The sequence below is a fragment of the Janthinobacterium sp. SUN206 genome (assembly GCF_030587305.1).
In the GTDB taxonomy this organism is placed as follows: domain Bacteria; phylum Pseudomonadota; class Gammaproteobacteria; order Burkholderiales; family Burkholderiaceae_D; genus Janthinobacterium; species Janthinobacterium kumbetense.
Genome location: NZ_JAPWIB010000003.1, coordinates 65,825 through 88,833, shown reverse-complemented (window position 1 = coordinate 88,833; position 23,009 = coordinate 65,825). Strand labels below are relative to the sequence as shown.

Genomic DNA, 23,009 nt, shown 5'->3' with positions numbered 1-23,009 from the left:
TGCGTGATGCGGGGTTTGTCATGGTTCAGCGTTCAGCGCTATCGCTGCGCAGCCAGTATTCAACCACATGGGCGCAGCGCTTGCCATGCGATGCATCAAATGGCGCTTGCGGCAGCGCGCTGCGCGGGGACGGATTCACGCTCCATCCTTGCGCGCAATCAGCACCTGCACGGGCGCCATGGGGAAGTCGCTGGCGCTGTATTGCTCCACTTGCCGCCAGCCCGTGTCGCGCAGCAGCTGCGCCAATTCTCCCTGCTGGGTTACCGTGCGGCCCAGCATGCGCATCGGCAAGTAATACGGCAGCACGCGCGCCGCGTCGCCGGCTGCCGGGGCGATTTCCGCCTGCACGCAAACGAAGACGCCACCGGGTGTCAACGCCGCATGGATCTTGCGCAAGGCTGCCGCCATGTCGGGCACGAAATGCAGCACGGACGAGCACCAGATGAGGTCGTAGCCGCTGCCGATATCGTCGCTGGCCAGGTCGCCGCCCACAGTCTCCAGGCGGTCAGACAGTTGCGCATGGGCGATGTTCGCGGCTGCCACGGCCACCGTTTCCGGCCAGTCGAAGACGCCGCCGTGCAAGCCCGCATGGGCTTGCGCCAGCGCAATGGCAACCCAGCCCGGTCCGCCACCCAGGTCGAGCAGGCGCAGCGGCGTGTGGCCGTCTGCAAACGGGGCGATGCGCTGCATCACGGACAGGGCTGCGCGCATGGTGACGGCGCGTTGTTCCTGGCCAATTTGCTGCTGCGCGGCAATGGCCCAGTTGATGCCACTTGCCGTGCTGTAGGGCGCGGCCTTGCCGCCCTCGCGCACCAGCGTACTCAGCTGGGTGGCGAAATGGCGCAGCGCATGCAGCCGGTACAGCCAGGCGTCGCCGCAAAAGGCCTCGGAGTCGCGGCAGAAATACTGCAAGGTGGCGGCCGTGCAGCGGTAGTGCTGCGCATCAGCATCGGCCGCATCGCGTTCCAGCACCTGCATGCTCCACAGTAATTCCAGCAGCAGCGCCGTGTGCGGTGCGTGCAGCGACAGGGCGTCGGCCAGTTGCGTCGGCGTGTGCGGCGTGGCCAGCAATTCGAAAATGCCCAATTCCAGGGCGGCGGCCAGTCCATCGGCCTGGACGGGCGCGACGGCCAGATCCCAATACGGTTGCAAGGCGTGTTGTGTGGTGAATGGCATGGTGCTTCCTTTCGGTGAGGTGGGCAAGAGCACCTATTTTATGCAACAATGAGAATAATTATCATTTGCATTTGTATGCGGCACGGCGCATTTCGTATGCGCGACGGCGCGCGGGAAAACAGGGGGAGCGATGAGGGAACAGGACAGGGAAGCGGCAGGCTGGACGCGGCGCCAGCTGGACCCCGGGATGGGCGAGTGCCGCGCTGACCAGCGCCAGGTCGACCAGGGTTTGCTGCTCGTGCATTCCGATTACCGTCCGCGCCTTGCGCTCGTCGAGCAATCGAAGCATGACGATGCGGGCGGCATGGTGATCACCATCGGCCTGGAAGGCGTGTCCGGCTACACGACGCGCGATGGCGAACAATTGCGTTTCCGGGCCGGCCATACGACGGTGACGGCGTTTCGGCACGTCAGCGGCGAGCGCCGTTTCGAGGCGAATCAGCGGGCGGCGCAATTGCGCGTGCTGGTCGATGAAGACGCGCTGGCGCGCTACTGGCCGCAAGGCCTGGCGTCACTGCTGCCCCACGGCGGCGCGCGCCAGCTGGCGCATGCGGCCACCACGGCGGCGTCCGCTTTGCAGGCGCGGGCGCTGCTGCGCGCGACGGATCCGCTGGCCGTGCATATCGGCGTGCTCAGTGTCCTGGCGGAACAGTTGCGGGCGCTGCGGCCGGCGCCCGTGCCCGCTTCCATCCCGCGCTGGTCCGAGGCCGAGATGATCAAGCTGGAGCGTGTCCATGCGCTGATGCAGGAACAGATGGCGCAAGACCTGACGCTCGATTACCTGTGCGCGCAAGCGGGCCTGAGCTTGTTCAAGCTCAAGCAGGGATGGCGCTACCGCTACAACGACAGTCCGCAGCGCACCCTGCTGGCGTTGCGCATGCAGCGGGCAAAGTTACTGCTGGAAAATGGTTGCCAGGTGGCGCAGGCGGGCTGGCAAACCGGCTATCGCCATCCGTCCAATTTCAGCGCTGCGTTCAGCCGCTATTTCGGCTACGTGCCGAAGACCGTGGGACGCGCTGGCCCGTAAAAAGCCGGTGTAGAATCGGCGGGCAGCATTTTTCATCTCACTTGAAGGAGACATGATGGCCCGCAAAATATTTGTCAATCTGCCCGTCCAGTCGCTGGAACGCTCCGTGGCGTTTTTCACGGCGCTGGGCTTCAGTTTCAATGCCCATTTCACGGATGAAACGGCAACGTGCATGATCGTCGCCGACGACATTTTCGTGATGCTGTTGACGCACGACAAATTCAAGCAATTTACGCCCAAGCAGCTGTGCGATACCAAGGTGGCGACGGAAGTGCTCGTGTGCCTGTCGGCCGAAAGCCGCGGTGAAGTCGATGCGCTGGTGGCGAAGGCCGTCCAGGCGGGCGGCAGCATCTACAAGGAGCCGATGGATTTCGGCTTCATGTATGGCCACAGTTTCCAGGACCTGGATGGACATCAATGGGAGTTGATGTTCATGGAGCCGAACGCCGTACCTGGAAACGCCTGACCAAACCTACTGCGCGTCGCGCTTTGCGGCCGGCGATGCTCACCGTACCAGATTACGGTTGCGCTTCTCGGCCACAAATCACTGCCGCTCGCTACGGTTTTGTCAGGCGTTGCAACAGCCAAGTCAAAACACTTGTTAAGCCCACGCCTTAGCTGGCCAGCGCCAGCAGATCGACCACGTCCAGGCCCGCCAGGTCTTGCGTCGTGTTGCCCGCAAACGCGGCGCGGCTCTGCTGGCCGTTTTTCAGCCAGGTGCGCGTGACTTCCTTGATCTGGCTCAGGGTGCAGGTCAATACGCCCGTGCGGAATTGCTGGCGCACGGCTTCCGTCGTGCCGCGCTGCTGCATGTTCCACGCCGTCAGCGCTTCCGCGTACGGCGAATGGGGCTTGTCGAGGCCCTTGATGACGCAGATGATGGCTTCTTCCACTTGTTCCTGCGAGAAATCGCCATCGAGGATTTGATCCAGGGTCGTGCCGAAGTCGGCGTACGTGCCGGCCAGGCGCGGATCGCGGTAGGAACTCAAGGTAAACGTGCCGGCGCCGGCCGCATAGCTGGCGCTGCCGCCATACGCGCCGCCTTTTTCGCGCAGGGCCGTATGCAGCACCTGGTTGGTCATCAGTTCGGCGGCGACGGCCAAGGCGGACGCGTCCGGATTGTGCACGCCAGGCACGGCCCAGGAAACGAAGCAATGGTTGATCTGGCTCGTCGCATGCAGGGCCGTGTTGGCCAGCGGCAAGGCTGCCGGCGCTGGCGTTTCAGTCGCTGCGGCGGCATCCGTGCTGGCTGCCGGCAATTCCAGCAAGCGGGCCAGGGTGATGCCATCCTGCTCCAGGCCGGCGCACAGCACGGTTGGCTGCTGGGCGATGATGTGCGCGTGCAGGGTGTCGAGCTCGCGCGCGATTTCCTGCAAGCCCTCGGAAGTCTTGCTCAGCTGCTGCAAACGGCGGTAGAACGGCAAGGCCGCCGGGCCGCCGACGATGTCGTCGAAGCGGCGCGTGGGCGACAGCGGTGCCGCCGCGGCCAGCATGGCGTAGCGGTTGCCCGATTCGGACAGGCTGCTCAATTTGTCTTGCACCAGGCTTTCGATCAGGAAAGCCAGGCGCTCTTCCTCATCGAAGCGGGGCTTGGCGATCCAGGCCGACAGCACGGCGGCGATGGCCGCGTGTTCTTCGCGCAAGCCGCTGGCCGAGAACGACAATTCCACGCGCATCGCTTGTTGCGGGCGGGGAATGGCTTCCAGGCCGATGTGGAACGATGGCACCATGCTCTGGCGCCAGGCGCTGGCGTCGTCGAACGACATGTCGCCCACGCCCAGTTCCGGCGCCAGGTCCGTGTACAGGCGCAGCCAGGGCCACGACGCTTCCGGCAAGCCCGACACGTCGTACAGCACGTTGGCATAGCTGATGCCGTTCGAGGCAATGCTGAACGCCACGGCGCCGTCGACGGCCGGGGGAATCGGCAGTGCCGGGCGCGGCAGCGCGCTGACGTCGCCGGGGCGGATGCGCGGCAAGACTTCGGAATTCGACGGCAGCTGCTGATGCGCTTCCAGCGCGGCGGACTCGGCGATGATGTGCTCGCGCTCGGCATCCGTCAGCTTCGCCTGCAAGGCCGCCAGCCTAGCGTCTTCCAGGGCGGCGCGGTCCGTGAAGTAGGCGCTGTCGGGCACCACGTGGGTGGTCAGACGGGTTGGATTGGCGATCAGCTCGCGCACCAGCTGCTTGAAGAATTCCGGGTCTTCGATCTGCTGTTCCAGGGTTTCCAGGATGTCCGCATTGTCGAAGGCATCCATGACGTTGCCGTCGTACATGGCCAGCGGCAAGGCGTGCAGCAGGCGGCCCAGGCCGTAAGGCATGCGGCCGCTGCTGATTTCGCGCTGGCTGTATTTGATATCGCGCAAGGCCGCGTGCAGCACGGCGGCGGGAATGCCCTCTTGCGCCGTCTCTTCCAGGGCCGTCCAGATGCGCTGGTGCGCGTCGGCGATCTGTTCCTGCGTCAAACCTTCCATGCCGATGTGGAATACCATCTGGCGGATGCCCGCATCGCGGCCATTCATGTCCGATGGGCGGCCATAGCCGGCCGATTCCATGGCGCGCATGACGGGCGCCGACGATTCGCCCAGCAAGCCGTGCGACAGCAAATGCGCGTGGTAGTAGGCGATGGGGTCGCTCGACTCGCCCATCAGCCAGGCGAATTGCAGGCCGAATTCATCGTCGCGCGCTTCCTGCGATGGAATTTTCACCACGTTTTCCTGCGGCGCCGTCCACGCGGGCGCCAGTTGCGGCAGGCGGCGCGGGCTGAAGCCGCTGAGCTTGGACAGCACGCGTTCGGCCACCTGCTCTTGCACGGCCGACGCTTCGATATTGCCGGCGGTCATGATCACGGCTTGCGAAGGGTGATAGTGGCTGGCGTGGAATTCTTTCAGCATCTCATGCGTCAGTTCGGGGATCACCAGCGGATCGCCGCCCGATTCCACTTCATACGTCGTGCCCTTGAGCAAGGCGCTGGCGATGCCGCTGTCGAGCGCGCGCATGGGGCTGTTGAAGGCGCCCTTCATTTCGTTGAAGACGATGCCCTGGTACACCAGCTTGTCGCCTTCGAACGCATGGCGCCAGCCTTCCTGGCGGAAATTCAGGTAATCGAGATTCGGGAAGAAGGCCGCGTCCAGGTAGACGTCGAGCAAGTTGAAGAAATCCTTGCGGTCGGTGCTGGCGAACGGGTACACGGTGCGGTCCGGGTAGGTCATCGCATTCATGAAGGTGGCCGTCGAGCGGCGCAGCATCGAAAAGAAGGGGTCGCGCACCGGGTAGCGGGCCGAGCCGCACAAGGCCAGGTGCTCGAGGATGTGGGCGCGCCCGTCGCTCACTTCCGGCACAGTGGGAAAGGCCACCAGGAACACCATCTCAGCCTGCTCGGTATGCATGTGGATATGGCGCATGCCCGTTGCTGGCTCGACATATTGCTCGATGGTTGCCTGCAAGACTGGAATGAAGTTGCTGCTGACTTTTTCAAATGTGCTCATGCGGTATGGGATCTCTGCGGTAGGTGATTCGGAGTGTCGGTGGGGCTGCATCACATGTGGGGGCAAAGTGGCGTAATGCCAGGGCCGGGGCCACTTTGATGCCTGTATGAAGCTTTTCTCTATTGTACTAGGAGTATCTGCGCGCCGCCGCCGTGGCTTGCTTGCCGATCGCAAAAGCAACAACATTGCCAGATCGGCTATTTTTTGACAGGTGGCGCCTCGCGATGAACGCTTAGCGTACCATGCGCCTTTTGCACTCCAGACTGAACCGAAGGCGCCCACCTTGTCCCGACTTTCCTTTCGCCAACTGCTATTTGCCGCCTTCATTTTGACGACGGGCATTTTGACGGCCACCTCCGTGCAAGCCCTGCTGACCCTGGAACACCTGGCGCGGCTGGGGCGCGAGACGGCGGCGCAGGCGATTGCCTTGACGGAACAGTCGCAGCGCCTGTCCGAGCGCACGCTGGCCATGGAGCGCAGCGCGCGCCAATTCCTCGTGCTCGACGATCCCGTCTTCCGCGAGCGCTACGCGGCGGCCCGCGACGAAGCGACGGCGGCGCTGCAAGTGCTGAACCGGGCCACGCCCGAGTTCGCCCCGCAACTGGCCGATGAATGGACGGTGCAGGCACAAGCGGCGTGGGAAGTCTTGCAAGCGGGTAAGCGCCGCAAGCGCGATGGCCACGCCGTCGTGTACCGCGCGTTTGCCCGCATGACGCAGATCAATGACAGCCTGGCGCGCGAAAGCAAGACGGAAATCGGCAGCCGCAACGATGCCCTGCTGGCCGAGCTGGAACGCCAGCGCCGCCTGCTGGGCGTGCTGGTCGGCGGCGCCGTGCTGCTGGCGGCCGTGCTGGCCACCTGCTTCGGCTTTCTGTTGTCGCGCCCGCTGCGCCGCATCGAGACGGCCATCGAGCGCCTGGGCGACAAGCGCTACGACCAGCCCATCGTCGTCGGCGGCCCGGCCGACACGCGCCGCCTGGGCCAGCAGCTCGACTGGCTGCGCCAGCGCCTGGCCGATCTCGATGCCGACAAGGAACGTTTTCTGCGCCACATCTCGCATGAGCTGAAAACCCCGCTGGCGGCCCTGCGCGAAGGCGTGGCCTTGCTGGAAGACGAAGTCGCGGGCAAGCTCAGCGACGGTCAGCGTGAAATCGCCGGCATCCTGCAGCAAAACACGGCGTCCCTGCAAACCCAGATCGAAGACTTGCTGCGCTACAATACCGCCGCTTTTGATGCCCAGCATTTGGCGCGCAGCAAGGTGGACTTGCTGGTCTTGCTGCAAGATGTGGTGGCCGGGCAGCGCCTGCAATGGCTGGCGCGCCGCTTGACGGTCGAGGTGCAGGGCGCGTCGCTGATCGTGCAGGCCGACCGCGACAAGCTGGCCACGGCCCTGGCGAACCTGCTGTCGAATGCCGTGCGCTTCAGCCCGGAAGGCGGCACCGTGCGTTTCACCCTGTCTGGCGAAGGCGGCCGCGTGCGCATCGATTGCACCGACGAGGGCGCCGGCGTGGCGCCCGAAGATGCCGCGCGCATCTTCGAGCCGTTTTATCAGGGCGTGCGCCAGGCGGCCGGCGCGCGCAACGGCAATGGCATCGGCCTGTCCATCGTGCGCGAATATATCGCCGCCCACGATGGCAGCGTCACTCTTTTACCGCGCCCCGCCGGCGCGCATTTTCGGATAGAACTGCCCTTATGATGACGAGAATTTCCCTGGCCGGCATGGCCGCCTGCGCGCTGCTGTTGGGCGCTTGCGCCGCCAAGCCCCCGATCCAGACGCCCGTGCTGGTGCAAACGCCGCCGCGCGTGGTGGTGGTGGCCGATCCCCAGCTGACCGAACTGCTGGCGTATCAGGGCGCCTTGCGCCTGATGACGCCGTCGGAGCTGGTGAAGGCGCAGCTGGACCTGGCGAAAGCCGACCATGCGCCGCACAACACGCTACGCCGCGCCATGCTGCAAGCGGCCTTGCGCGGTCCCGGCGACCTGGCCCGCGCGCAAGCCTTGCTGGAACCGCTGGCCACGGCCACGGGCAAGGACGCGCAACTGCTGGCGCCGCTGGCGCAATTGCTGGGCAGCCAGTATGCGGAACTGCGCCGCCAGGACGAGGGCATCGACAAGCTCAACACGCAGCTGCGCGACGCCCAGCGCCGCATCGACCAGCTCAATGAAAAGCTGGAAGCGCTGAAAAACATCGAGCGCAGCCTGTCCGTGCGCCCCGCCGCGGGAGCGCCGAAATGAGCGAGCACGCCCACATCTTGCTGGTCGACGACGATCCCGACCTGTTGCGCCTGCTGACCATCCGCTTGAAGGCGGGCAACTATCGCGTGACGGCCGTGGGCAGTGCGGAAGCGGCGCTGGCGCGCCTGGCCGTGGAATTGCCCGCCCTGGTTATTACCGACGTGCAATTGCCGGGCCGCGACGGCCTGGCCCTGTTCGATGAAATCCGCCGCCAGCATGCGGCCCTGCCCGTCATTTTGCTCACAGCCCACGGCACCATTCCCGACGCCGTCGACGCGACGGCGCGCGGCGCGTTTGCCTACCTGACGAAACCGTTCGACGGCAAGCTGCTGATGGAAAAAGTGGCGTATGCCATCAACTTGTCCACCGTCATGCCGGCGCCCGCGTCCGGCGACGAGAGCTGGCGTGCCGAGCTGATCAGCCGCAGCGCGCAGATGGCCGAACTGCTGGCCGAAGCCAAGCTGGTGGCGGGTTCCGACGCCAGCATCCTGATCCGCGGTCCCAGCGGCACGGGCAAGGAATTGCTGGCGCGCGCGCTGCACAACGCCAGCCGCCGCGCCAAGGCGCCGTTCATCGCCGTCAACTGCGGCGCCATTCCCGAGCAGCTGCTGGAATCGGAACTGTTCGGCCACGTCAAAGGCTCGTTTACGGGCGCCGTCGGCAACCGCGAAGGCTTGTTCCAGGCGGCCGATGGCGGCACTCTGTTCCTGGATGAGATCGGCGACATGCCGCTGCCGCTGCAGGTGAAACTGCTGCGGGTGCTGCAGGAGCGGGCCGTGCGCCCCGTGGGCGCCGACCAGACGCGTCCGGTGGACGTGCGCTTGTTGTCTGCCACGCACCGCGACCTGGACGTGGCGATGGCCGAGGGGCAATTCCGCGAAGACTTGTATTACCGCCTCAATGTCGTGACCTTGACCCTGCCGCCGCTGGCCGAGCGCCGCGAAGACATCGCCTTGCTGGCGAATCATTTCCTGCAGAAGCTGGCGGCCAAATATGAGAAACCCCTGAACGGCTTTGCGCCCGACGCTTTGACGGCCCTGGTGGCGGCGCCTTGGCCCGGCAATGTGCGCCAGCTGGTCAATGTCGTCGAGCAAGTGTGCGCGCTGGCCACGGCGCCGCTGGTGCCCTTGAGCCTGGTGCAGCGGGCCTTGCGCGTGCCCTCGCTGGAAGCGCTCAGCTACAACGAAGCGAAGCAGCGCTTCGAGCGCGACTACCTGATCCAGCTGTTGCGCCTGACGGATGGCAACGTGGCCGACGCGGCCCGCCTGGCCGACCGCAACCGCACGGAGTTCTACCGTTTATTGCAGAAATACGAGCTGACGCCGGCCCTGTTCCGCGGCGAAGGCGACCCTGTCGCTGAATAGCGACAAAAATAAAGTATTAATAATCAACGACTTATTGTAAAACATTGATATTGTTGCCACAGGCTGTCGCTGGCAGACGACAAAAAGCCCGGATTTTCGGCCCGGAACGCCGCGAAACGGGCAGGAAAAATCGAGTCTAAAGCTAAGTCGTTGATTTTGAAAGGAAATTAAAAGCTGGCACGGTGCTTGCTATATGGGTAGATGTGACGCTTCAAAGTGTTGCTTTATCCAAGTAAGAAGCTTTTAACTTCATTGAGAGGAACTACCATGCAAACATCGAAACTGTTCAATACCCTGGTTGCCGCTATCGTACTGTCGGGCGCCTCGATCACCGCTTCGCATGCCGCTGACTCCGCACCAAAAGCACAAGCTCCTGCTGACACCGTTGTGGCCGCCAACGCCGCCGCTGCCGTCCCTGATGAAACCATCACTTCCTCGGCCAAGGCCGCCCTGAGCGCCGATGCGCAAGCCGCTGCCCTGCCCGTCAAGGTGGCAACCCAGCAAGGTGTGGTCGTCCTGTCGGGCGACGTGCCGAGCGCCGAAGCGGGTGACCGCGTCGTGCAGATCGTCGCTTCCGTGAGCGGCGTGAAAGAAATCAAGAACGAGCTGAAAGTCAAAGCCGCCGGCTAAGCCCTCGCGCTGTACTTTACTCCGGGTTGCCCTGTCTGCGGACAGGGCATTTTTTTTGTCCGCACGGTTTGACCTGGCCAGCCATGCCGATGCCGCCAGGCAAGGAGCCGGGAAATACAAGTAGAATAGCCAGCACTGGCGCCGCTCCCGGCGCTGTTTGTCATCCCCGGCACAGCATTCTGTTGCAAGGCTGCGCCGTTACCAGGCTACCGCATGTCTTCTTTTTCTCCCGCTGCCCTGTTGCGCAATCTGAAACCCGATAACTTCACCATCGCCCTGCTCGTCACCGTGGCGCTGGCCACGTTCCTGCCCTGCACGGGCCAGACGGCCGTGGTCTTCGGCAATATCACCACCGTCGCCATCGGCGCCCTGTTCTTCCTGCACGGCGCCAAGCTGTCGCGCGAAGCCGTGGTGGCCGGCGCCATGCACTGGCGCCTGCACTTGCTGGTGCTGGCCAGCACCTTTGTCCTGTTTCCTCTGCTGGGCCTGGCATTGCGCCCGCTGGCGCTGACCTTCCTCACGCCCGACTTGTACATGGGCATCTTGTTCCTGTGCGCCTTGCCGTCCACCGTGCAGTCCTCCATTGCCATGACCGCCATGGCGCGCGGCAACGTGCCGGCCGCCATCTGCAGCGCTTCGGCCTCGAACTTCATCGGTATTTTCCTCGCTCCCCTCCTGGTGGGCTTGCTGGTGGCCAAGGGCGCGGAAAGCAAGTCCTCGGTGGACGCCGTGCTGTCCATCGTCCTGCAACTGCTGCTGCCCTTCCTGGCCGGCCAGTTCCTGCGCCGCTGGATCGGCCGTTGGGTCGACCGCCACAAGGCCACCCTGAAATACGTCGACCAGGGTTCGATCTTGCTGGTGGTCTATACGGCCTTCAGCGAAGCCGTCAGCGAAGGCCTGTGGCATACGATTTCGGTGGAAACGCTGGTGGCCCTGGGCCTGATCAGCCTGCTGCTGCTGGCACTGGTGCTGGGTATTTCGACCTTTGTCAGCCGCCGCCTGGGTTTCAACAAGGAAGATGAAATCGCCATCGTCTTTTGCGCCTCGAAGAAAAGCCTGGCCAGCGGCGTGCCCATGGCCAAGGTGCTGTTCTCCACGCGTTCGCTGGGCATGGTGATCTTGCCGCTGATGCTGTTCCACCAGATTCAGCTGATGATTTGCGCCGTGATCGCGCAAAAGTATGCGCGGCGCGACGAGGCGGCGGCGGTGCGCGTCTAGGGGATGGACGGGGCCTTGCTGCGCACCGGCCACGTCAGCGCGTCAAGCAAGGTGCCCGGCGCCTTGCCCGTGTCCAGCCCCGTCGGGGGATATTCTCCCGCGCGGGGAATATGGTGGGTGCCGAACAGCCAGTCGAAGACGGGGAACAGCCCCGCGAAATTGCAGTTGAAATGCTCGGCTTGCACCGAGTGATGAACGCGATGGTACTGCGGTGAATTGCACAGCATCCAGTAACGGCCAAAGCCGACCCGGACATTCATGTGCGGGAAAACATGATACAAGCTCAGTATCCCGTACATTCCCAGAATCACCATATTGGTCTTGAATAAGATCCCCGCCAGCAGATAGATACTGAGTGCCTTGATGCCCGCTTCGGCCCAATAGTGCCGCGTCGTTGTGCTGGCATTCATGGCCGTATCGCTGTGATGGAAGGAATGCATGGCCCACATGGCGGGTACGCGGTGTTGCACGCGATGAAAGACGTATTCCAGAAAATCCATGGTCAGGGCATACGCGAGGAAGGCCGGCGCCAGCATCCAGCCTGAAGAGGCTAGATTGATGAGCCCGCCGCCGGCCGCATTGACAAGCTGTACCGTGACGATGGCCGTGAGCGGGGCCAGCATGGCGCCGCTGGCGGCATAGATGAGCATATACGCAAGATTGAAGCGTGACGCCCCCGAAGGCTGTTGCTGCAGGGGATGCCGCCTCTCGATGAGCAATGCCAGAAGAATGACCGCCAGGAGCATCAGGGGGCCAAGCAGTAGCGCTGCGTATCCCATCGTTTACCCCTGGAAAGTAGTGGATAGTTGTCTCTTGTTAAAAATAGTCCGCCCATTCCCGTCTGTCAATGCCATTGGCGTTGCCTTGACCCATGCAATGGCATAACGCTATATATAAGTGTATATTACGCTCCTTGTTCACCGTTCACTTTACAAGGATACGATCATGCGCCTCACCTCCCTCGCCCGCCTGCTTGGCACCGCCCTGCTGGCCACCGCCGCCACCTCCGCCCTTGCCGGTGAAGTGGTGGTGTCGGCCGCGGCCAGCCTGACGAATGCGTTCAAGGATGCGGCGCAGAGCTACGAGGCGCAGTATCCGGGCAGCAAGGTGTCCCTGAACTTCGCCGCCTCGGGCGTGCTGCTGCAACAGATCGTCAAGGGCGCGCCCGTGGACGTGTTTGCCTCGGCGGACCAGGAAACCATGGATGCGGCGCAAAAGCAGGGCTTCGTCCTGCCGGCCGACCGCATGGATTTCGTCGGCAACAGCCTGGTGCTGATCGTGCCGCACGATAGCAAGCTGGGCATCAAGAACTTGAGCGACCTGACGCACAAGAGCGTGACCCGCGTGGCCATCGCCAATCCGGCCAGCGTGCCCGTCGGCCGTTACTCCGAAGGCGCGCTGAAGAAGGCGAAGCTGTGGGACGCCGTGCAGCCCAAGGCCATCGGCACGCAGAACGTGCGCCAGTCGCTCGACTACGTGGCGCGCGGCGAAGTCGATGCGGGCTTTGTCTACGCCACCGACGCGGCCATCATGAAAGACAAGGTGAACGTGGTGCTGGACGTGCCATTGGACGCGCCCGTGCTGTACCCGATCGCCACCATCAAGGACAGCGCCAACCAGGCTGAAGCGAAGCGCTTCGTCAGCTACCTGCAGACGGCGCCGGCGCAAGCCATCCTCGCCAAGTACGGTTTCAAGAAGCCATAAGGTAAACGAACGCGCATGGATATCGCCTGGACCGCGCTGGCCCTGTCGCTCAAGGTAGCGGCGTGGGCCACGGCGCTCAATTTGCTGCTCGGCATCGGTACGGGCTATGTGCTGGCGCGCACGCGTTTTCCCGGGCGCGAGCTGCTCGACGCCCTCATGACCCTGCCGATGGTGATGCCGCCCACCGTGCTCGGCTATTACCTGCTGGTGCTGCTGGGCCGGCGCGGCACGATGGGCATCTGGCTGCAGGACAACTTCGGCATCAATCTCATCTTTACGTGGCAAGGCGCCGTGATCGCCTCCACCGTGGTCGCCTTTCCCCTCGTCTTCAAGCCCGCGCGCGCCGCCTTCGAAGCGGTCGATGGCCAGCTGGAGCAGGCCGCCCGCGTGCTGGGTATCTCGGAAATGGCGATCTTTTTCCGCGTGACCTTGCCGCTGGCCTGGCGCGGCATCCTCGCCGGCGTGCTGCTGGGCTTTGTGCGCGCGCTGGGCGAGTTCGGCGCCACCCTGATGGTGGCCGGCAGCATTCCCGGCAAGACGCAGACCCTGTCGGTGGCCGTGTTTGAAGCCGTGCAGGCGGGCCAGGACGAGGTGGCCAATACGCTGGTCCTGATTATCTCCCTCGTCTGCATCGTGGTGCTGTTGTCGGCGGGCCGCCTGGCGCCCGGACGCATCGCGCACAAATGATGCAGATGATGACGCCTATGCAACTCGACCTCGACCTCCGCGCCACCTTGCGCTCCGGCAAACGCCGCTTCGACCTGCAGGTGCAATGCACTTCCAGCAGCCAGCGCATCGCCATGTATGGCCCGTCCGGCGCCGGCAAGAGCATGACCCTGAAAGCCATTGCCGGCCTCTTCACGCCTGAGGCGGGCCATATCCGCCTGAACGGGCGCACCCTGTTCGATTCCGCCGCCGGCATCAATTTGCCGCCGCAGCAGCGCAATGTCGCCTATCTGTTCCAGGATTACGCGCTGTTCCCGCACCTGACGGTGCGCCAAAACGTGGGCTTTGGCTTGCGCCGCGGCTGGTTCAACCCGCGCGCGCGCGAAAAATTGCAGAAGGTCGAGCATTGGCTCGACGCCTTCCACTTGCAGGAACTGGCGCACCAGTTTCCCGACGAGTTGTCCGGTGGCCAGCGCCAAAGGGTGGCGCTGGCGAGGGCGCTCGTGGCTGAGCCGGCCGCGCTGCTGCTCGACGAGCCGTTTGCCGCCCTCGATCCGGCCCTGCGTGTCAAAATGCGCCTGGAGTTGAGCCAGTGGCAGCAGCGCCTGGACGTGCCCATGATCCTGATCACACATGATCCGGAAGATGCGCGCATTCTGGGTGAACATGTGCTTTACTTGCGTGACGGACAAATTGACAGCATGGAAGAAAATAAGGCATTGGGTGAACGCATTGGATAAATCAGCGGCAGCGGAAATCGGCCTGCAAGGCTCGGTATGGATGACGGTGGGCGGAGAAAACCTGGGCGGCGCCGGCCGGGTGGAATTGCTGGGCGCCATCGCCGAATGCGGCTCCATCACGCAGGCGGCCAAGCTTGTGAAGATGAGCTACAAGGCGGCCTGGGACGCCATCGACGCCATGAACAACCTGGCCGGCGAACCGCTGGTCGAGCGCTTGACGGGCGGCAAGGGCGGCGGCGGCACGCGGCTGACGCCACGGGGGCGCCAGCTGGTCGACAATTTCCGTATCATCGAGCGCGAGCATGCCCGCTACCTGCGCCAGCTGGGCAGCCAGGCGGAAGGCATCGCCGACGATCTTTTACTCATACGGAGAATGGCCATGAAAACCACGGCACGCAATCAATTCCTGGGCAAGGTGACCGAACTGAAACAGGGCGCCGTCAACGATGAAGTCACCCTGGAATTGCCCGGTGGCCAGCACATCGTGGCCATCGTCACGCAGGGCAGCAGCGCGAGCCTGGGCCTGGTGCCGGGCGCGGAAGCGTTTGCGCTGATCAAGGCGTCATCCATCATCCTCGTGACGGACAGCCAGGGCGCGCGTTTTTCCGCGCGCAACCAGCTGGCCGGGGTCGTGACGCGCGTGCAGACGGGCGCCGTCAATACGGAAGTGGTGCTGGACTTGCCGCGCGGCGGCACGATTGCCGCCATCATCACCAACCAGAGCAGCACCGACCTGGGCATCGAACTCGGCAGTAACGTGACGGCGATTTTTAAAGCGTCCAGCGTGATTCTGGGCGTGCCCGCCTGATTTAATCCTGCAGGCGCGACAACCAATCGGCCGCCGCCGCCAGCGCCTGTTCCAGTTCCTGCGCCGTGTGCGCCAGCAGCGCCGGGGCCTCGTCCAGGCGGCCCGCATCGATGGCTTCCTCGGTGGCGAACGCGGCGCGGATCAGGCGTTTCGTGCCTAGGGTGCCGACGGAGCCGCGCACGCTGTGCAGGATGCGTGCCACGTCGCTGTGGCGGCCCGCCTGCAACGCCGTTTCGGCGTCGCGCACGGGCGTCATGCCCTTGTTCAGCGCGTCTTCCACCATGCGCCGCAGCACGCCGCGCCCCTTCGCATCGCGTCCCATCACGCGCATCAGCGGCGCCATGGAAAACACTTCCTCATCGGCGACGCGTGCCGGCTCGGCCGTCTGAACTTGCGGGCGCTTGGGCAGGTGGCGCAGGATGACTTCCATCATCTCTTCCACCACCACGGGCTTGGCGATGAAATCGCTGATGCCGGCCGTCATGCAGCGCTCGCGCTCGGACGCCAGCACGCCGGCCGTCATGGCGATCACGGGCAGGTGCAAGCGCAGTTCCGTGCGGATGATGTGGGTGGCGCTGAAACCGTCCATGACGGGCATCTGCATGTCCATCAGCACGATGTCGTAGCGCAGCGCTTCCGTGCGCAGCCGTTCCACGGCTTGCAAGCCGTCGCCCACCACGTCCAGGGTGGCGCCCATGTGTTCGAGGATGCCGCGCGCCACGGCCTGGTTCAAATGATTGTCTTCCACCAGCAGGAAATGCACGCCGGCCAGTTCCGTGCCCAGCGGCTGGTGCAGCATGCGCTGCTCGCCGCCGTCGTCCTTCGCGATCAGCGCCTGGTGCAGGGCGTCGAACAGGCTCGATCCCGTGATCGGCTTCATCAGCACGACGTCGGCCTCGGCCGCGCTGGAGATTTCTTCCAGGTGGTTGCGGGCGAACGCGTTGACCATCACCACGATGGGCTGGCGCTGGCCGCTGGCCGCCTGGCGGATGGCCTTGGCCGTGGCCAGGCCATCCATGACGGGCATGTGCCAGTCGGCCAGCACCACGTCATACGGTTGCTGCTGCGCCAGGCGTTCGCGGTACAGCTCGATGGCGGCAAAGCCGGAGTCCACTTCGTCGGCCAGCCAGCCCCACGCCTCGATCAGCTTGACGATCAGTTCGCGCGTGGTGCGGTTGTCGTCGGCCACCAGCAGGCGCAGCTGGCCCAGCGCCGGCGTGCGCCGCGTTTCGGCCGGTTGCGCCAGCATTTCGAAGGGCACGCTGAACCAGAAGCGGCTGCCCTTGCCTTCGCTGCTGGCGACGGCGATGTCGCCGCCCATCATGTGGATCAGCTGCTTGCTGATGGCCAGGCCCAGGCCCGTGCCGCCGAAGCGCCGCGTGATGCTCTGGTCGCCCTGGGAAAACGCGGCAAACAGCTGCTGTTGCTGCAGTTCCGTCATGCCGATGCCCGTGTCGCGCACCTCGAAGCGCAGCCAGGCGCGGCCGCTCTCGCTCTCGGCCAGGCTGACGGCCACCACCACTTCGCCGCTCTCCGTGAACTTGATGGCGTTGCCGGCCAGGTTGACGAGGATTTGCTGCAGGCGCTGGGCGTCGCCCACGAGGCGCCGCGGCACGTCGGGCTCGACGGCGATGGCCAGTTCCAGCTCCTTTTCGCCCGCATTCATCGTCATCGTCGTGGCCAGGGTATTCATGACTTCGTCGAGGTCGAATTCGACGGGCGACAATTCCATGCGCCGTGCCTCGATCTTCGAATAGTCGAGCACGTCGTTGAGGATGCCCAGCAGCGACTGGCCCGCCACTCTGACCATGGTCAGATACTTGCGCTGTTCCGTGTCGAGCCTGGTATTGCCTAGCAAATACACCATGCCCAGCACGGCATTGAGGGGCGTGCGGATTTCATGGCTCATGTTGGCCACGAAATCGCTCTTCGCGCGGTTGGCCGCCTCGGCCCGGTCGCGTTCCTGTTCCAGCTCCGCCGCGCGCGATTCGAGCTCCTGCTGCAGGCGGTCGCGTTCGCTCATCAGGCCGTTGAACGCTTCCGTCAGTTCGCCGATCTCGTCGCGCTGCTGCACCGGCACGGGCGTGAAGCGGCTGCCGCTGGTGCGCAGGGCTTGCAGGGTGTCGCGCAGGCGCACCAGCGGCGACAGCAGGCGCACGGTGACCCAGCCCAGAACAAAGGCGGCCAGCAGCGAGGCGAGGATGCTCCACAGCACCAATCGGTACAGCACGCCATCGAACGGTTCGAAGGCATCCTCGACGGGGAGCGAGGCGGCCAGCAGCCAGTTCACGGATTTCAGGCGCTTGAAGCTGTTGACGGCCGTGATGCCGCGGCTGTTGGTGCTGACCATGCTGCCTTCGCCATCTTCCTGCAGCAGCCGGGTCGTCGTCAGGTTGGCGTTCGGCTGGCGCGGTTGCAGCAGCCGGCTGGTATCGGGATGCAGCACGTAGCGCGGCACGGCGCCGCGCGTGAGGATGAAGTAATAGCCGCTCTTGCCGATCTTTTCCGAGCGCAGGCGACCCAGCAGGTTGTCCTTGTACAGGCGCAGCACGCCGATCACCACGCCGGCCACCTGGCCATCGGCGGCCAGCACGGGCGCCACCATCTGCACGATGGGCATGCCGCTCGACTTGCCCAGCATCGGTTCGGTGATCATGGGCTGGCGCGTGCGCAGGACGGTCTGGAAATACTCGCGCTCGGCGACGTTGATGCCGGCGCGCCCCGCTACTTCCGGCATGTCGGCCACGACGGCGCCATGCGCGTCGAGCACCAGCACGTCATCGAACAGCACCAGCATCGAGCGGCGCGAATAGTATTCGCGCAATTGGGCGGGCCGGGCGATCAATTCCGGCGGCTGCTGCCTGGCCGTCAGGGTGACGATCTGCAGCAGCATGCCCAGCTTGTCGTCGAGTTCGGCGGCGGTGCGGGTGATCAGGGACGATTGCTGGCTCAGCAGTACTCGGGTGAAGTCGTCGCGCATGTGCTGCACCTGGATCATGGTGACCAGCGCGATCATGGCGATCGAGGTCAGGCTGGTGGCCAGCGCGACTTTTGCTTTAATGCCGAGAGGCTTCATGATTTCCTTTTCAGTACCGGGCGGCACAGGCGGCAGATAATGCTGTCAGGAATTTTCCTATCAATGCCCCAGCTTGGCAAGCGGTGCCGCGCAAATTGCCCGTCCCGGATGGGCTTTTGACGATGTTGCCATATAATTAAAGGCTGGACGTCGTTTATTCGCCGAATTTACGGTGAAATTGGCATACGGCAACCCTGTATGCGGCTGTATGCAGTAAACTTGTTGTTGCATTTTCTAAAAGGTACCGACATGACTGAAGCGCTACTCACTCCAACCTTGCCCACCGTGAACGTGGAGGCGTTGCGTGCGCGATGCTCGACCTGCAGCATGCATCAATTGTGCCTGCCGATGGGCCTCGATGTGGGCGACATGGACAGGCTGGACCAGATCATCGGCCGCCGCCGCAAGATCGTGCGCGGCGCCTCGCTGTTCCGCATCGGCGACTCGTTCCAGAACCTGTATGCGATCCGCCTGGGGCATTTCAAGACGTACCAGATCAATCCGGGCGGCGAAGAGCAGGTGACGGGCTTCCAGATGGCGGGTGAACTGCTGGGCATGGACGCTATCAGCGCCGACCGCCACCACTGTAATGCGGTGGCGCTGGAAGACAGCGAAGTGTGTGAAATCCCGTTTTCCAGCCTGGAACAATTGCTGGGCAATATGCCGACCCTGCTGCGCCATTTCCACCGCATGATGAGCCAGGAAATCACGCGCGAGCAAAGCGTCATGCTGTTGCTGGGCAATATGCAGGCGACGCAGCGCTTTGCCGCCTTCATCGTCAACCTGGCGTCGCGCTATGAAGCGCGCGGCTATTCGGGCAGCAATTTCCAGCTGCGCATGTCGCGCGAGGAAATCGGCAACTACCTGGGCCTGACCATCGAGAGCGTCAGCCGCCTGCTGTCGAAGTTCAAGAAGGAAGGCTGGCTGCGCGTCTCCAACCGGGAAATTGAAATCCTGCAGCCGGCCAAGCTGAAAGCCATTACGGCCGGCACGGACGTCTGCAAGTAACAGCACCGTCAAAACCTGCTGCGCGTCGCGCTTTGCGGCTTGCGATGCTCGCTGTGCTATAGCACAGCTGCGCTTCTCAACCACAAATCACTGCCGCTCGCTACGGTTTTCCCGGCGCTGTACGTTATAGCTCTTCATCCGCATGCAGCGCGATGCTGCGCTGCAGGGGCCAGGTCCAGATGCCGGACAGGCGCCACTCGCGTTTGTCGTTTTCCACCAGCACTTGCCAGCGGCTGCGCTCGAGCATCGGCAGCGCTACGGAAAAATTGCCGGCTGCGTCGGGCTGCACCAGCACCTTGATATCCTTTTCCGGCAGGGTCGCATGCGCCAGGTGCAGCTGCAAAGGCGCCTGATAGGCCTTGCCGAAGCTGTGCACGGAACCGGTCAGGCGTGCTTGCGCCACGTCATACGACAGGCGCGTATCCATCGCCAGGTCGCTGGCGATCGTGTCGCGCTTCAAATCCTGGTTGATCGCCTTGCCCTGCTTGTAATAATCGCCCACCACCAGCGCATCGGGCTGCGTAAACGCGATATAGCCCATGAAGCTGCCGACGACCACGGACAGGCCGGGGCCGATCATCAGCAGCCATGGCCAGCGATGCTTGTACCACGGTGCAACGGGTGCTTGCAGTTTCAGACTGTCGGACATGATATTTCTCCTGTTTAATCAGCCAGTCCCCGCATGGGGACCGGCCTTCCTGCAACTTCGTGGCGGCGGCGAGGGCACCCGGTCCCCGTCCGCCTTTCCTTGTTAACGTGGCACGATGAATACCGCGCTTTCACGCACATGCAGCGATGGGTCGTCCAGCGATTGCAATTCGATCGCAATCTTGTTCGAGCCCTTCTCTCCCACGCCGTGCGGCACGCGCAGGCGGATGGGCCAACCCAGCGTTTCCGTCGGCTGCAAGGTCACTTCTTCGCGCGTCAGCAAGGTCAGGCCCGGCAAGCCGGAAGCGCTGATTTTGAAATGCTGGCTTTGCTCCGACGTGTTCATGATCTGCAGGCGGTAGACGTTTTCGATCATGCCGTCTTCCACTTCGCGTCCCATGGAACCGCGGTCGCGGATCACGTCCATTTTCAGGGGCGTGCGCAGGGCCAGCGAAGTACACACGGCGATGATGATCAGGGCCAGGATGGAAGTGTAGATCAAGACGCGCGGGCGCATGGCGCGCTGGCGTATCTGCTTCGAATTGAAGTTGTTTTCCATCGCATGGTCGGTACTGTAGCGTACCAGTCCCCGTGGCCGGTCGACCTTGTCCATCACGCTGTTGCAGGCATCGACGCAAGCGGCGCAACCGATGCATTCATACTGCAGGCCGTTACGGATATCGATGCCGGTCGGACACACCTGCACGCACAGGGTACAGTCGATGCAATCGCCCAGCTTGTCGTTGTTGCCGGCCTTCTTGCTCATGGCGCCACGTGGTTCGCCGCGCTTGGCATCGTAGGTGATGATCAGGGTGTCCTGGTCGAACATGGCGCTCTGGAAGCGCGCGTAGGGGCACATGTATTTGCACACCTGCTCGCGCAGCCAGCCCGCGTTGCCGTAGGTTGCCAGACTGTAGAACAAGACCCAGAACCATTCCCAGGGACCGAAGTTCAGCGTGGTCACCGACTGCGCCAGTTCCTTGATCGGCGTGAAGTAGCCGACAAAGGTAAAGCCCGTCCACAGGGCGATGGCGCCCCATACCAGGTGCTTGGCCGTCTTCTTGAACGCCTTGCGCACGGAGGGGCCCTGCTTGTCGAGGGCCATGCGCGCGCTGCGCGTGCCCTCGATGCGGCGTTCGACCCACAGGAAAATTTCCGTGTATACCGTTTGCGGGCAAGAGAACCCGCACCACACCCGCCCGGCAATGGCCGTGACGAGGAACAACAAATACGCACAGATGATCAGCAGGGCCGCCAGATAGATGAAATCCTGGGGCCACAGCACGACGCCGAAAATGTAGAACTTGCGCGTGGTCAAATCGAACAGCAGGGCTTGCCTGCCATTCCAGGTCAACCACGGCAAGCCGTAGAACGCCAGCTGGGTAAGCCATACGCATACCCATCGCCAGGTAGCGTAGCGTCCTTTGGCCTCGCGAGGGTAGATTTGCTCGCGGGCCGCATACATCTTGATGACTTGAGGTTCCATTTTTACTTTGCGGGTGCCTGCGGATTCGACAGGCTCCAGACATACGCCGACAGCACGTGTACCTTGGATTCGCCGAGGAAATCGCTGAAGGCCGGCATGGTGTTGCTGCGTCCCTTGCGTACGGTTTCCATGATGGTGTCGGCGCTGCCGCCGTACAGCCAGGTCTTGTCCGTCAGGTTTGGCGCGCCCAGCATCTGGTTACCCTTGGCATCGGCGCCATGACAGGCCATGCAGGCGCCGAACTTGGCCTTGCCCAGCACGGACTTGACGGGATCCGAGGTCGAGCCGGACAGGCTCAGCACATAATGGGCCACGTTCTCGACATCCTTTTCGGAGCCCAGGGCGGCGCCCATCGGTGGCATTTGCCCATTGCGGCCGTGCATGATGGTGGTCTTGATGATGTCGGGTTCGCCGCCATACAGCCAGTCCTTGTCGGTCAGGTTGGGGAAGCCCTTGTTGCCGCGCGCATCCGAACCGTGGCATTGCGCGCAGTAGGTCAGGAACAGGCGCTGGCCGATGGCTTGCGCCTGCGGATCGGCGGCCACCGTCTTCAAGTCCTGGCTCAGGTACTTGTTGAACAAGGGACCGTAGTCGGCTTCCGCCTTCTTCAGCTCTTCCTCGTACTGGCCCGTCGATTTCCAGCCCAGGCTGCCGGCATAGTTGCCCAGGCCCGGATACAGGAACAGGTACGCCAGGGAGAAGACGATGGTGATGTAGAACAACCACATCCACCAGCGCGGCATCGGCGTATTGAGTTCCTTCAAGTCCTCGTCCCAGACGTGGCCCGTGGTGCCGTCGGCGGGGGCGCCGGCCGGCACTTTCACTTTCGACTGCGAGTACAGCAGCACGCCGCAGCCGATGATGCCCAGCAGGGACAGCACGATGACGTAGATATTCCAGAAGCCGTTGGTAAAGTCAGCCATGGTTATGCTCCTTCGCCAGGGTCGTCTCGGCCTCGGCCGGATAGTCGAGCGCGTCGTCGGCGAACGGCAGGCGTGCCGCCGCGTCGAAGTCGCTGTTGCTGCGGCTGAACGTCCACCACAGGATGCCCACGAACGTCGTAAAGGAAACCACCGTCATGACGCTGCTGGCGCTGTCAAACAGGTTTTCGATTGCCATGCTAATTCCTTGTTTTGATTAATGTACCGAGGCCTTGCAGATAGGCGACCAGGGCGTCTTCTTCCGTCTTGTCCTGCAGCTGCGCGGGGCCGGCGGCGATCTCTGCATCGCTGTACGGCTGGCCCAGGCGTTTCAGGGCGCGCATCTTCGGCATGATGTCGTCAGGCACCAGCTTGGTCTTCGCCAGCCAGGGGTAGGACGGCATGTTCGACTCGGGCACCACGTCGCGCGGGTTGTTCAAGTGCGTGCGGTGCCATTCATCGCTGTAGCGCGCGCCCACGCGGGCCAGGTCGGGTCCCGTGCGCTTGGAACCCCACTGGAATGGACGGTCGTAGACGAATTCGCCGGCGACCGAATAGTGGCCATAGCGTTCCGTTTCCGCGCGCAGCGGACGCACCATCTGCGAGTGGCAGTTGTAGCAGCCTTCGCGCACGTAGATGTCGCGGCCCGCCAGGCGCAGCGGCGAGTACGGCTTCAGGCCGGCGACGGGTTCCGTCGTGCTCTTCTGGAAGAACAGGGGAACGATCTCGACGGCGCCGCCGATGCTGATCACCACCGTGACCAGGGCGATCAGCAGCCAGGGGTTTCTTTCAATCCATGCATGTGAAAATTTCATTTG

General features: G+C 63.6%; 21 protein-coding genes. 12 read left to right on the top strand and 9 right to left on the bottom strand.

What is annotated here, in order from left to right:
• Positions 1-135: 135 nt before the first annotated feature.
• The gene (locus O3300_RS17340; RefSeq protein WP_305053640.1) at positions 136-1,176 is read right to left on the bottom strand and encodes a class I SAM-dependent methyltransferase; all 1,041 of its coding nucleotides are present in this window, start codon (positions 1,174-1,176) and stop codon (positions 136-138) included.
• Positions 1,177-1,306: 130 nt separating this feature from the next.
• On the opposite strand from O3300_RS17340, the gene O3300_RS17335 reads away from it, so the two are divergent.
• Both O3300_RS17335 and O3300_RS17330 read left to right on the top strand, forming a co-directional pair.
• Positions 1,307-2,203: an AraC family transcriptional regulator gene (locus O3300_RS17335; protein WP_305053639.1), complete on the top strand. Its 897-nt coding sequence runs from the start codon at positions 1,307-1,309 to the stop codon at positions 2,201-2,203.
• A 55-nt stretch (positions 2,204-2,258) separates the two neighbouring features.
• Positions 2,259-2,669, top strand: a complete 411-nt coding sequence (locus O3300_RS17330; RefSeq protein ID WP_099668299.1) for a VOC family protein — start codon at positions 2,259-2,261, stop codon at positions 2,667-2,669.
• A gap of 148 nt (positions 2,670-2,817) precedes the next feature.
• Here the strand turns inward: O3300_RS17330 and O3300_RS17325 are convergent, their stop codons facing one another.
• Positions 2,818-5,688 (bottom strand): insulinase family protein, encoded by a 2,871-nt coding sequence (locus O3300_RS17325; protein WP_305053638.1) that lies wholly within the window; start codon positions 5,686-5,688, stop codon positions 2,818-2,820.
• A gap of 283 nt (positions 5,689-5,971) precedes the next feature.
• Here O3300_RS17325 and O3300_RS17320 point away from each other — a divergent pair, with 283 nt between their 5' ends.
• The 5 genes from O3300_RS17320 to O3300_RS17300 all read left to right on the top strand — a co-directional run bounded on the left by O3300_RS17320 (position 5,972) and on the right by O3300_RS17300 (position 11,135).
• Entirely contained in the window at positions 5,972-7,384 is a 1,413-nt protein-coding gene (locus O3300_RS17320; RefSeq protein WP_251349647.1) for an ATP-binding protein, read from the top strand.
• Positions 7,381-7,923 (top strand): hypothetical protein, encoded by a 543-nt coding sequence (locus tag O3300_RS17315; RefSeq protein WP_305053637.1) that lies wholly within the window; start codon positions 7,381-7,383, stop codon positions 7,921-7,923. Before O3300_RS17320 ends, O3300_RS17315 begins: the two co-directional genes overlap by 4 nt.
• Entirely contained in the window at positions 7,920-9,287 is a 1,368-nt protein-coding gene (locus O3300_RS17310) for a sigma 54-interacting transcriptional regulator (RefSeq protein WP_099665994.1), read from the top strand. Before O3300_RS17315 ends, O3300_RS17310 begins: the two co-directional genes overlap by 4 nt.
• Positions 9,288-9,554: 267 nt before the next feature.
• Positions 9,555-9,917 (top strand): BON domain-containing protein, encoded by a 363-nt coding sequence (locus O3300_RS17305; RefSeq protein ID WP_034752546.1) that lies wholly within the window; start codon positions 9,555-9,557, stop codon positions 9,915-9,917.
• 213 nt (positions 9,918-10,130) lie between these two features.
• A complete protein-coding gene (locus tag O3300_RS17300; protein ID WP_099665995.1) occupies positions 10,131-11,135 on the top strand; it encodes a bile acid:sodium symporter family protein in 1,005 nt (334 codons plus the stop codon).
• Here the strand turns inward: O3300_RS17300 and O3300_RS17295 are convergent.
• A complete protein-coding gene (locus tag O3300_RS17295; protein ID WP_289899731.1) occupies positions 11,132-11,914 on the bottom strand; it encodes a sterol desaturase family protein in 783 nt (260 codons plus the stop codon). The two genes, O3300_RS17300 and O3300_RS17295, sit on opposite strands and share 4 nt — an antisense overlap.
• Before the next feature lie 166 nt (positions 11,915-12,080).
• On the opposite strand from O3300_RS17295, the gene modA reads away from it, so the two are divergent.
• From modA to O3300_RS17275, 4 genes are read left to right on the top strand one after another with little or no spacing between them, the layout of a single operon-like run.
• Positions 12,081-12,839, top strand: a complete 759-nt coding sequence (modA, locus tag O3300_RS17290) for a molybdate ABC transporter substrate-binding protein (protein WP_099665997.1) — start codon at positions 12,081-12,083, stop codon at positions 12,837-12,839.
• A 15-nt stretch (positions 12,840-12,854) separates the two neighbouring features.
• The gene (gene modB / locus O3300_RS17285) at positions 12,855-13,526 is read left to right on the top strand and encodes a molybdate ABC transporter permease subunit (protein WP_099665998.1); all 672 of its coding nucleotides are present in this window, start codon (positions 12,855-12,857) and stop codon (positions 13,524-13,526) included.
• Positions 13,527-13,534: 8 nt separating this feature from the next.
• Complete coding sequence (locus tag O3300_RS17280; RefSeq protein ID WP_289918865.1) at positions 13,535-14,245, top strand: sulfate/molybdate ABC transporter ATP-binding protein; 711 nt, start codon at positions 13,535-13,537, stop codon at positions 14,243-14,245.
• A gap of 40 nt (positions 14,246-14,285) precedes the next feature.
• Positions 14,286-15,053 carry a TOBE domain-containing protein gene (locus tag O3300_RS17275; protein WP_099665999.1) on the top strand — a complete coding sequence of 256 codons (768 nt, stop codon included), beginning with the start codon at positions 14,286-14,288 and terminating at the stop codon, positions 15,051-15,053.
• A 1-nt stretch (position 15,054) separates the two neighbouring features.
• Here O3300_RS17275 and O3300_RS17270 read toward each other — a convergent pair whose 3' ends face one another.
• Entirely contained in the window at positions 15,055-18,129 is a 3,075-nt protein-coding gene (locus O3300_RS17270) for a response regulator (RefSeq protein WP_305053636.1), read from the bottom strand.
• 249 nt (positions 18,130-18,378) lie between these two features.
• Here O3300_RS17270 and fnr point away from each other — a divergent pair, with 249 nt between their 5' ends.
• Positions 18,379-19,137: a fumarate/nitrate reduction transcriptional regulator Fnr gene (fnr, locus tag O3300_RS17265; RefSeq protein ID WP_034782711.1), complete on the top strand. Its 759-nt coding sequence runs from the start codon at positions 18,379-18,381 to the stop codon at positions 19,135-19,137.
• A 124-nt stretch (positions 19,138-19,261) separates the two neighbouring features.
• Here the strand turns inward: fnr and O3300_RS17260 are convergent, their stop codons facing one another.
• The 5 genes from O3300_RS17260 to ccoO all read right to left on the bottom strand — a co-directional run bounded on the left by O3300_RS17260 (position 19,262) and on the right by ccoO (position 23,006).
• Complete coding sequence (locus O3300_RS17260) at positions 19,262-19,786, bottom strand: FixH family protein (protein ID WP_251349655.1); 525 nt, start codon at positions 19,784-19,786, stop codon at positions 19,262-19,264.
• 102 nt (positions 19,787-19,888) lie between these two features.
• Positions 19,889-21,271 carry a cytochrome c oxidase accessory protein CcoG gene (gene ccoG / locus O3300_RS17255; RefSeq protein WP_099666002.1) on the bottom strand — a complete coding sequence of 461 codons (1,383 nt, stop codon included), beginning with the start codon at positions 21,269-21,271 and terminating at the stop codon, positions 19,889-19,891.
• Between the two features lie 2 nt (positions 21,272-21,273).
• Positions 21,274-22,194, bottom strand: a complete 921-nt coding sequence (ccoP, locus tag O3300_RS17250) for a cytochrome-c oxidase, cbb3-type subunit III (RefSeq protein WP_251349656.1) — start codon at positions 22,192-22,194, stop codon at positions 21,274-21,276.
• Positions 22,187-22,390 carry a cbb3-type cytochrome c oxidase subunit 3 gene (locus tag O3300_RS17245; RefSeq protein WP_251349657.1) on the bottom strand — a complete coding sequence of 68 codons (204 nt, stop codon included), beginning with the start codon at positions 22,388-22,390 and terminating at the stop codon, positions 22,187-22,189. The genes ccoP and O3300_RS17245 overlap by 8 nt, the downstream gene beginning before the upstream one ends.
• Position 22,391: 1 nt before the next feature.
• On the bottom strand, positions 22,392-23,006 hold the full coding sequence (gene ccoO / locus O3300_RS17240) for a cytochrome-c oxidase, cbb3-type subunit II (RefSeq protein WP_251349658.1): 615 nt from the start codon (positions 23,004-23,006) through the stop codon (positions 22,392-22,394).
• Positions 23,007-23,009: the final 3 nt, after the last annotated feature.

Excerpts from the sequence above, each read along its gene's own strand:
- O3300_RS17310 (WP_099665994.1), top strand. The coding sequence starts at position 7,920 with ATGAGCGAGCACGCCCACATCTTGCTGGTCGACGACGATCCCGACCTG.
- O3300_RS17305 (WP_034752546.1), top strand. The coding sequence starts at position 9,555 with ATGCAAACATCGAAACTGTTCAATACCCTGGTTGCCGCTATCGTACTG.
- O3300_RS17245 (WP_251349657.1), bottom strand. The coding sequence starts at position 22,390 with ATGGCAATCGAAAACCTGTTTGACAGCGCCAGCAGCGTCATGACGGTG.
- O3300_RS17325 (WP_305053638.1), bottom strand. The coding sequence starts at position 5,688 with ATGAGCACATTTGAAAAAGTCAGCAGCAACTTCATTCCAGTCTTGCAG.
- O3300_RS17330 (WP_099668299.1), top strand. The coding sequence starts at position 2,259 with ATGGCCCGCAAAATATTTGTCAATCTGCCCGTCCAGTCGCTGGAACGC.
- O3300_RS17300 (WP_099665995.1), top strand. The coding sequence starts at position 10,131 with ATGTCTTCTTTTTCTCCCGCTGCCCTGTTGCGCAATCTGAAACCCGAT.
- O3300_RS17275 (WP_099665999.1), top strand. The coding sequence starts at position 14,286 with ATGACGGTGGGCGGAGAAAACCTGGGCGGCGCCGGCCGGGTGGAATTG.
- O3300_RS17295 (WP_289899731.1), bottom strand. The coding sequence starts at position 11,914 with ATGGGATACGCAGCGCTACTGCTTGGCCCCCTGATGCTCCTGGCGGTC.
- ccoP (WP_251349656.1), bottom strand. The coding sequence starts at position 22,194 with ATGGCTGACTTTACCAACGGCTTCTGGAATATCTACGTCATCGTGCTG.
- fnr (WP_034782711.1), top strand. The coding sequence starts at position 18,379 with ATGACTGAAGCGCTACTCACTCCAACCTTGCCCACCGTGAACGTGGAG.
- O3300_RS17335 (WP_305053639.1), top strand. The coding sequence starts at position 1,307 with ATGAGGGAACAGGACAGGGAAGCGGCAGGCTGGACGCGGCGCCAGCTG.
- O3300_RS17340 (WP_305053640.1), bottom strand. The coding sequence starts at position 1,176 with ATGCCATTCACCACACAACACGCCTTGCAACCGTATTGGGATCTGGCC.
- ccoO (WP_251349658.1), bottom strand. The coding sequence starts at position 23,006 with ATGAAATTTTCACATGCATGGATTGAAAGAAACCCCTGGCTGCTGATC.
- modB (WP_099665998.1), top strand. The coding sequence starts at position 12,855 with ATGGATATCGCCTGGACCGCGCTGGCCCTGTCGCTCAAGGTAGCGGCG.
- O3300_RS17270 (WP_305053636.1), bottom strand. The coding sequence starts at position 18,129 with ATGAAGCCTCTCGGCATTAAAGCAAAAGTCGCGCTGGCCACCAGCCTG.
- ccoG (WP_099666002.1), bottom strand. The coding sequence starts at position 21,271 with ATGGAACCTCAAGTCATCAAGATGTATGCGGCCCGCGAGCAAATCTAC.
- O3300_RS17280 (WP_289918865.1), top strand. The coding sequence starts at position 13,535 with ATGACGCCTATGCAACTCGACCTCGACCTCCGCGCCACCTTGCGCTCC.
- O3300_RS17315 (WP_305053637.1), top strand. The coding sequence starts at position 7,381 with ATGATGACGAGAATTTCCCTGGCCGGCATGGCCGCCTGCGCGCTGCTG.
- O3300_RS17260 (WP_251349655.1), bottom strand. The coding sequence starts at position 19,786 with ATGTCCGACAGTCTGAAACTGCAAGCACCCGTTGCACCGTGGTACAAG.
- modA (WP_099665997.1), top strand. The coding sequence starts at position 12,081 with ATGCGCCTCACCTCCCTCGCCCGCCTGCTTGGCACCGCCCTGCTGGCC.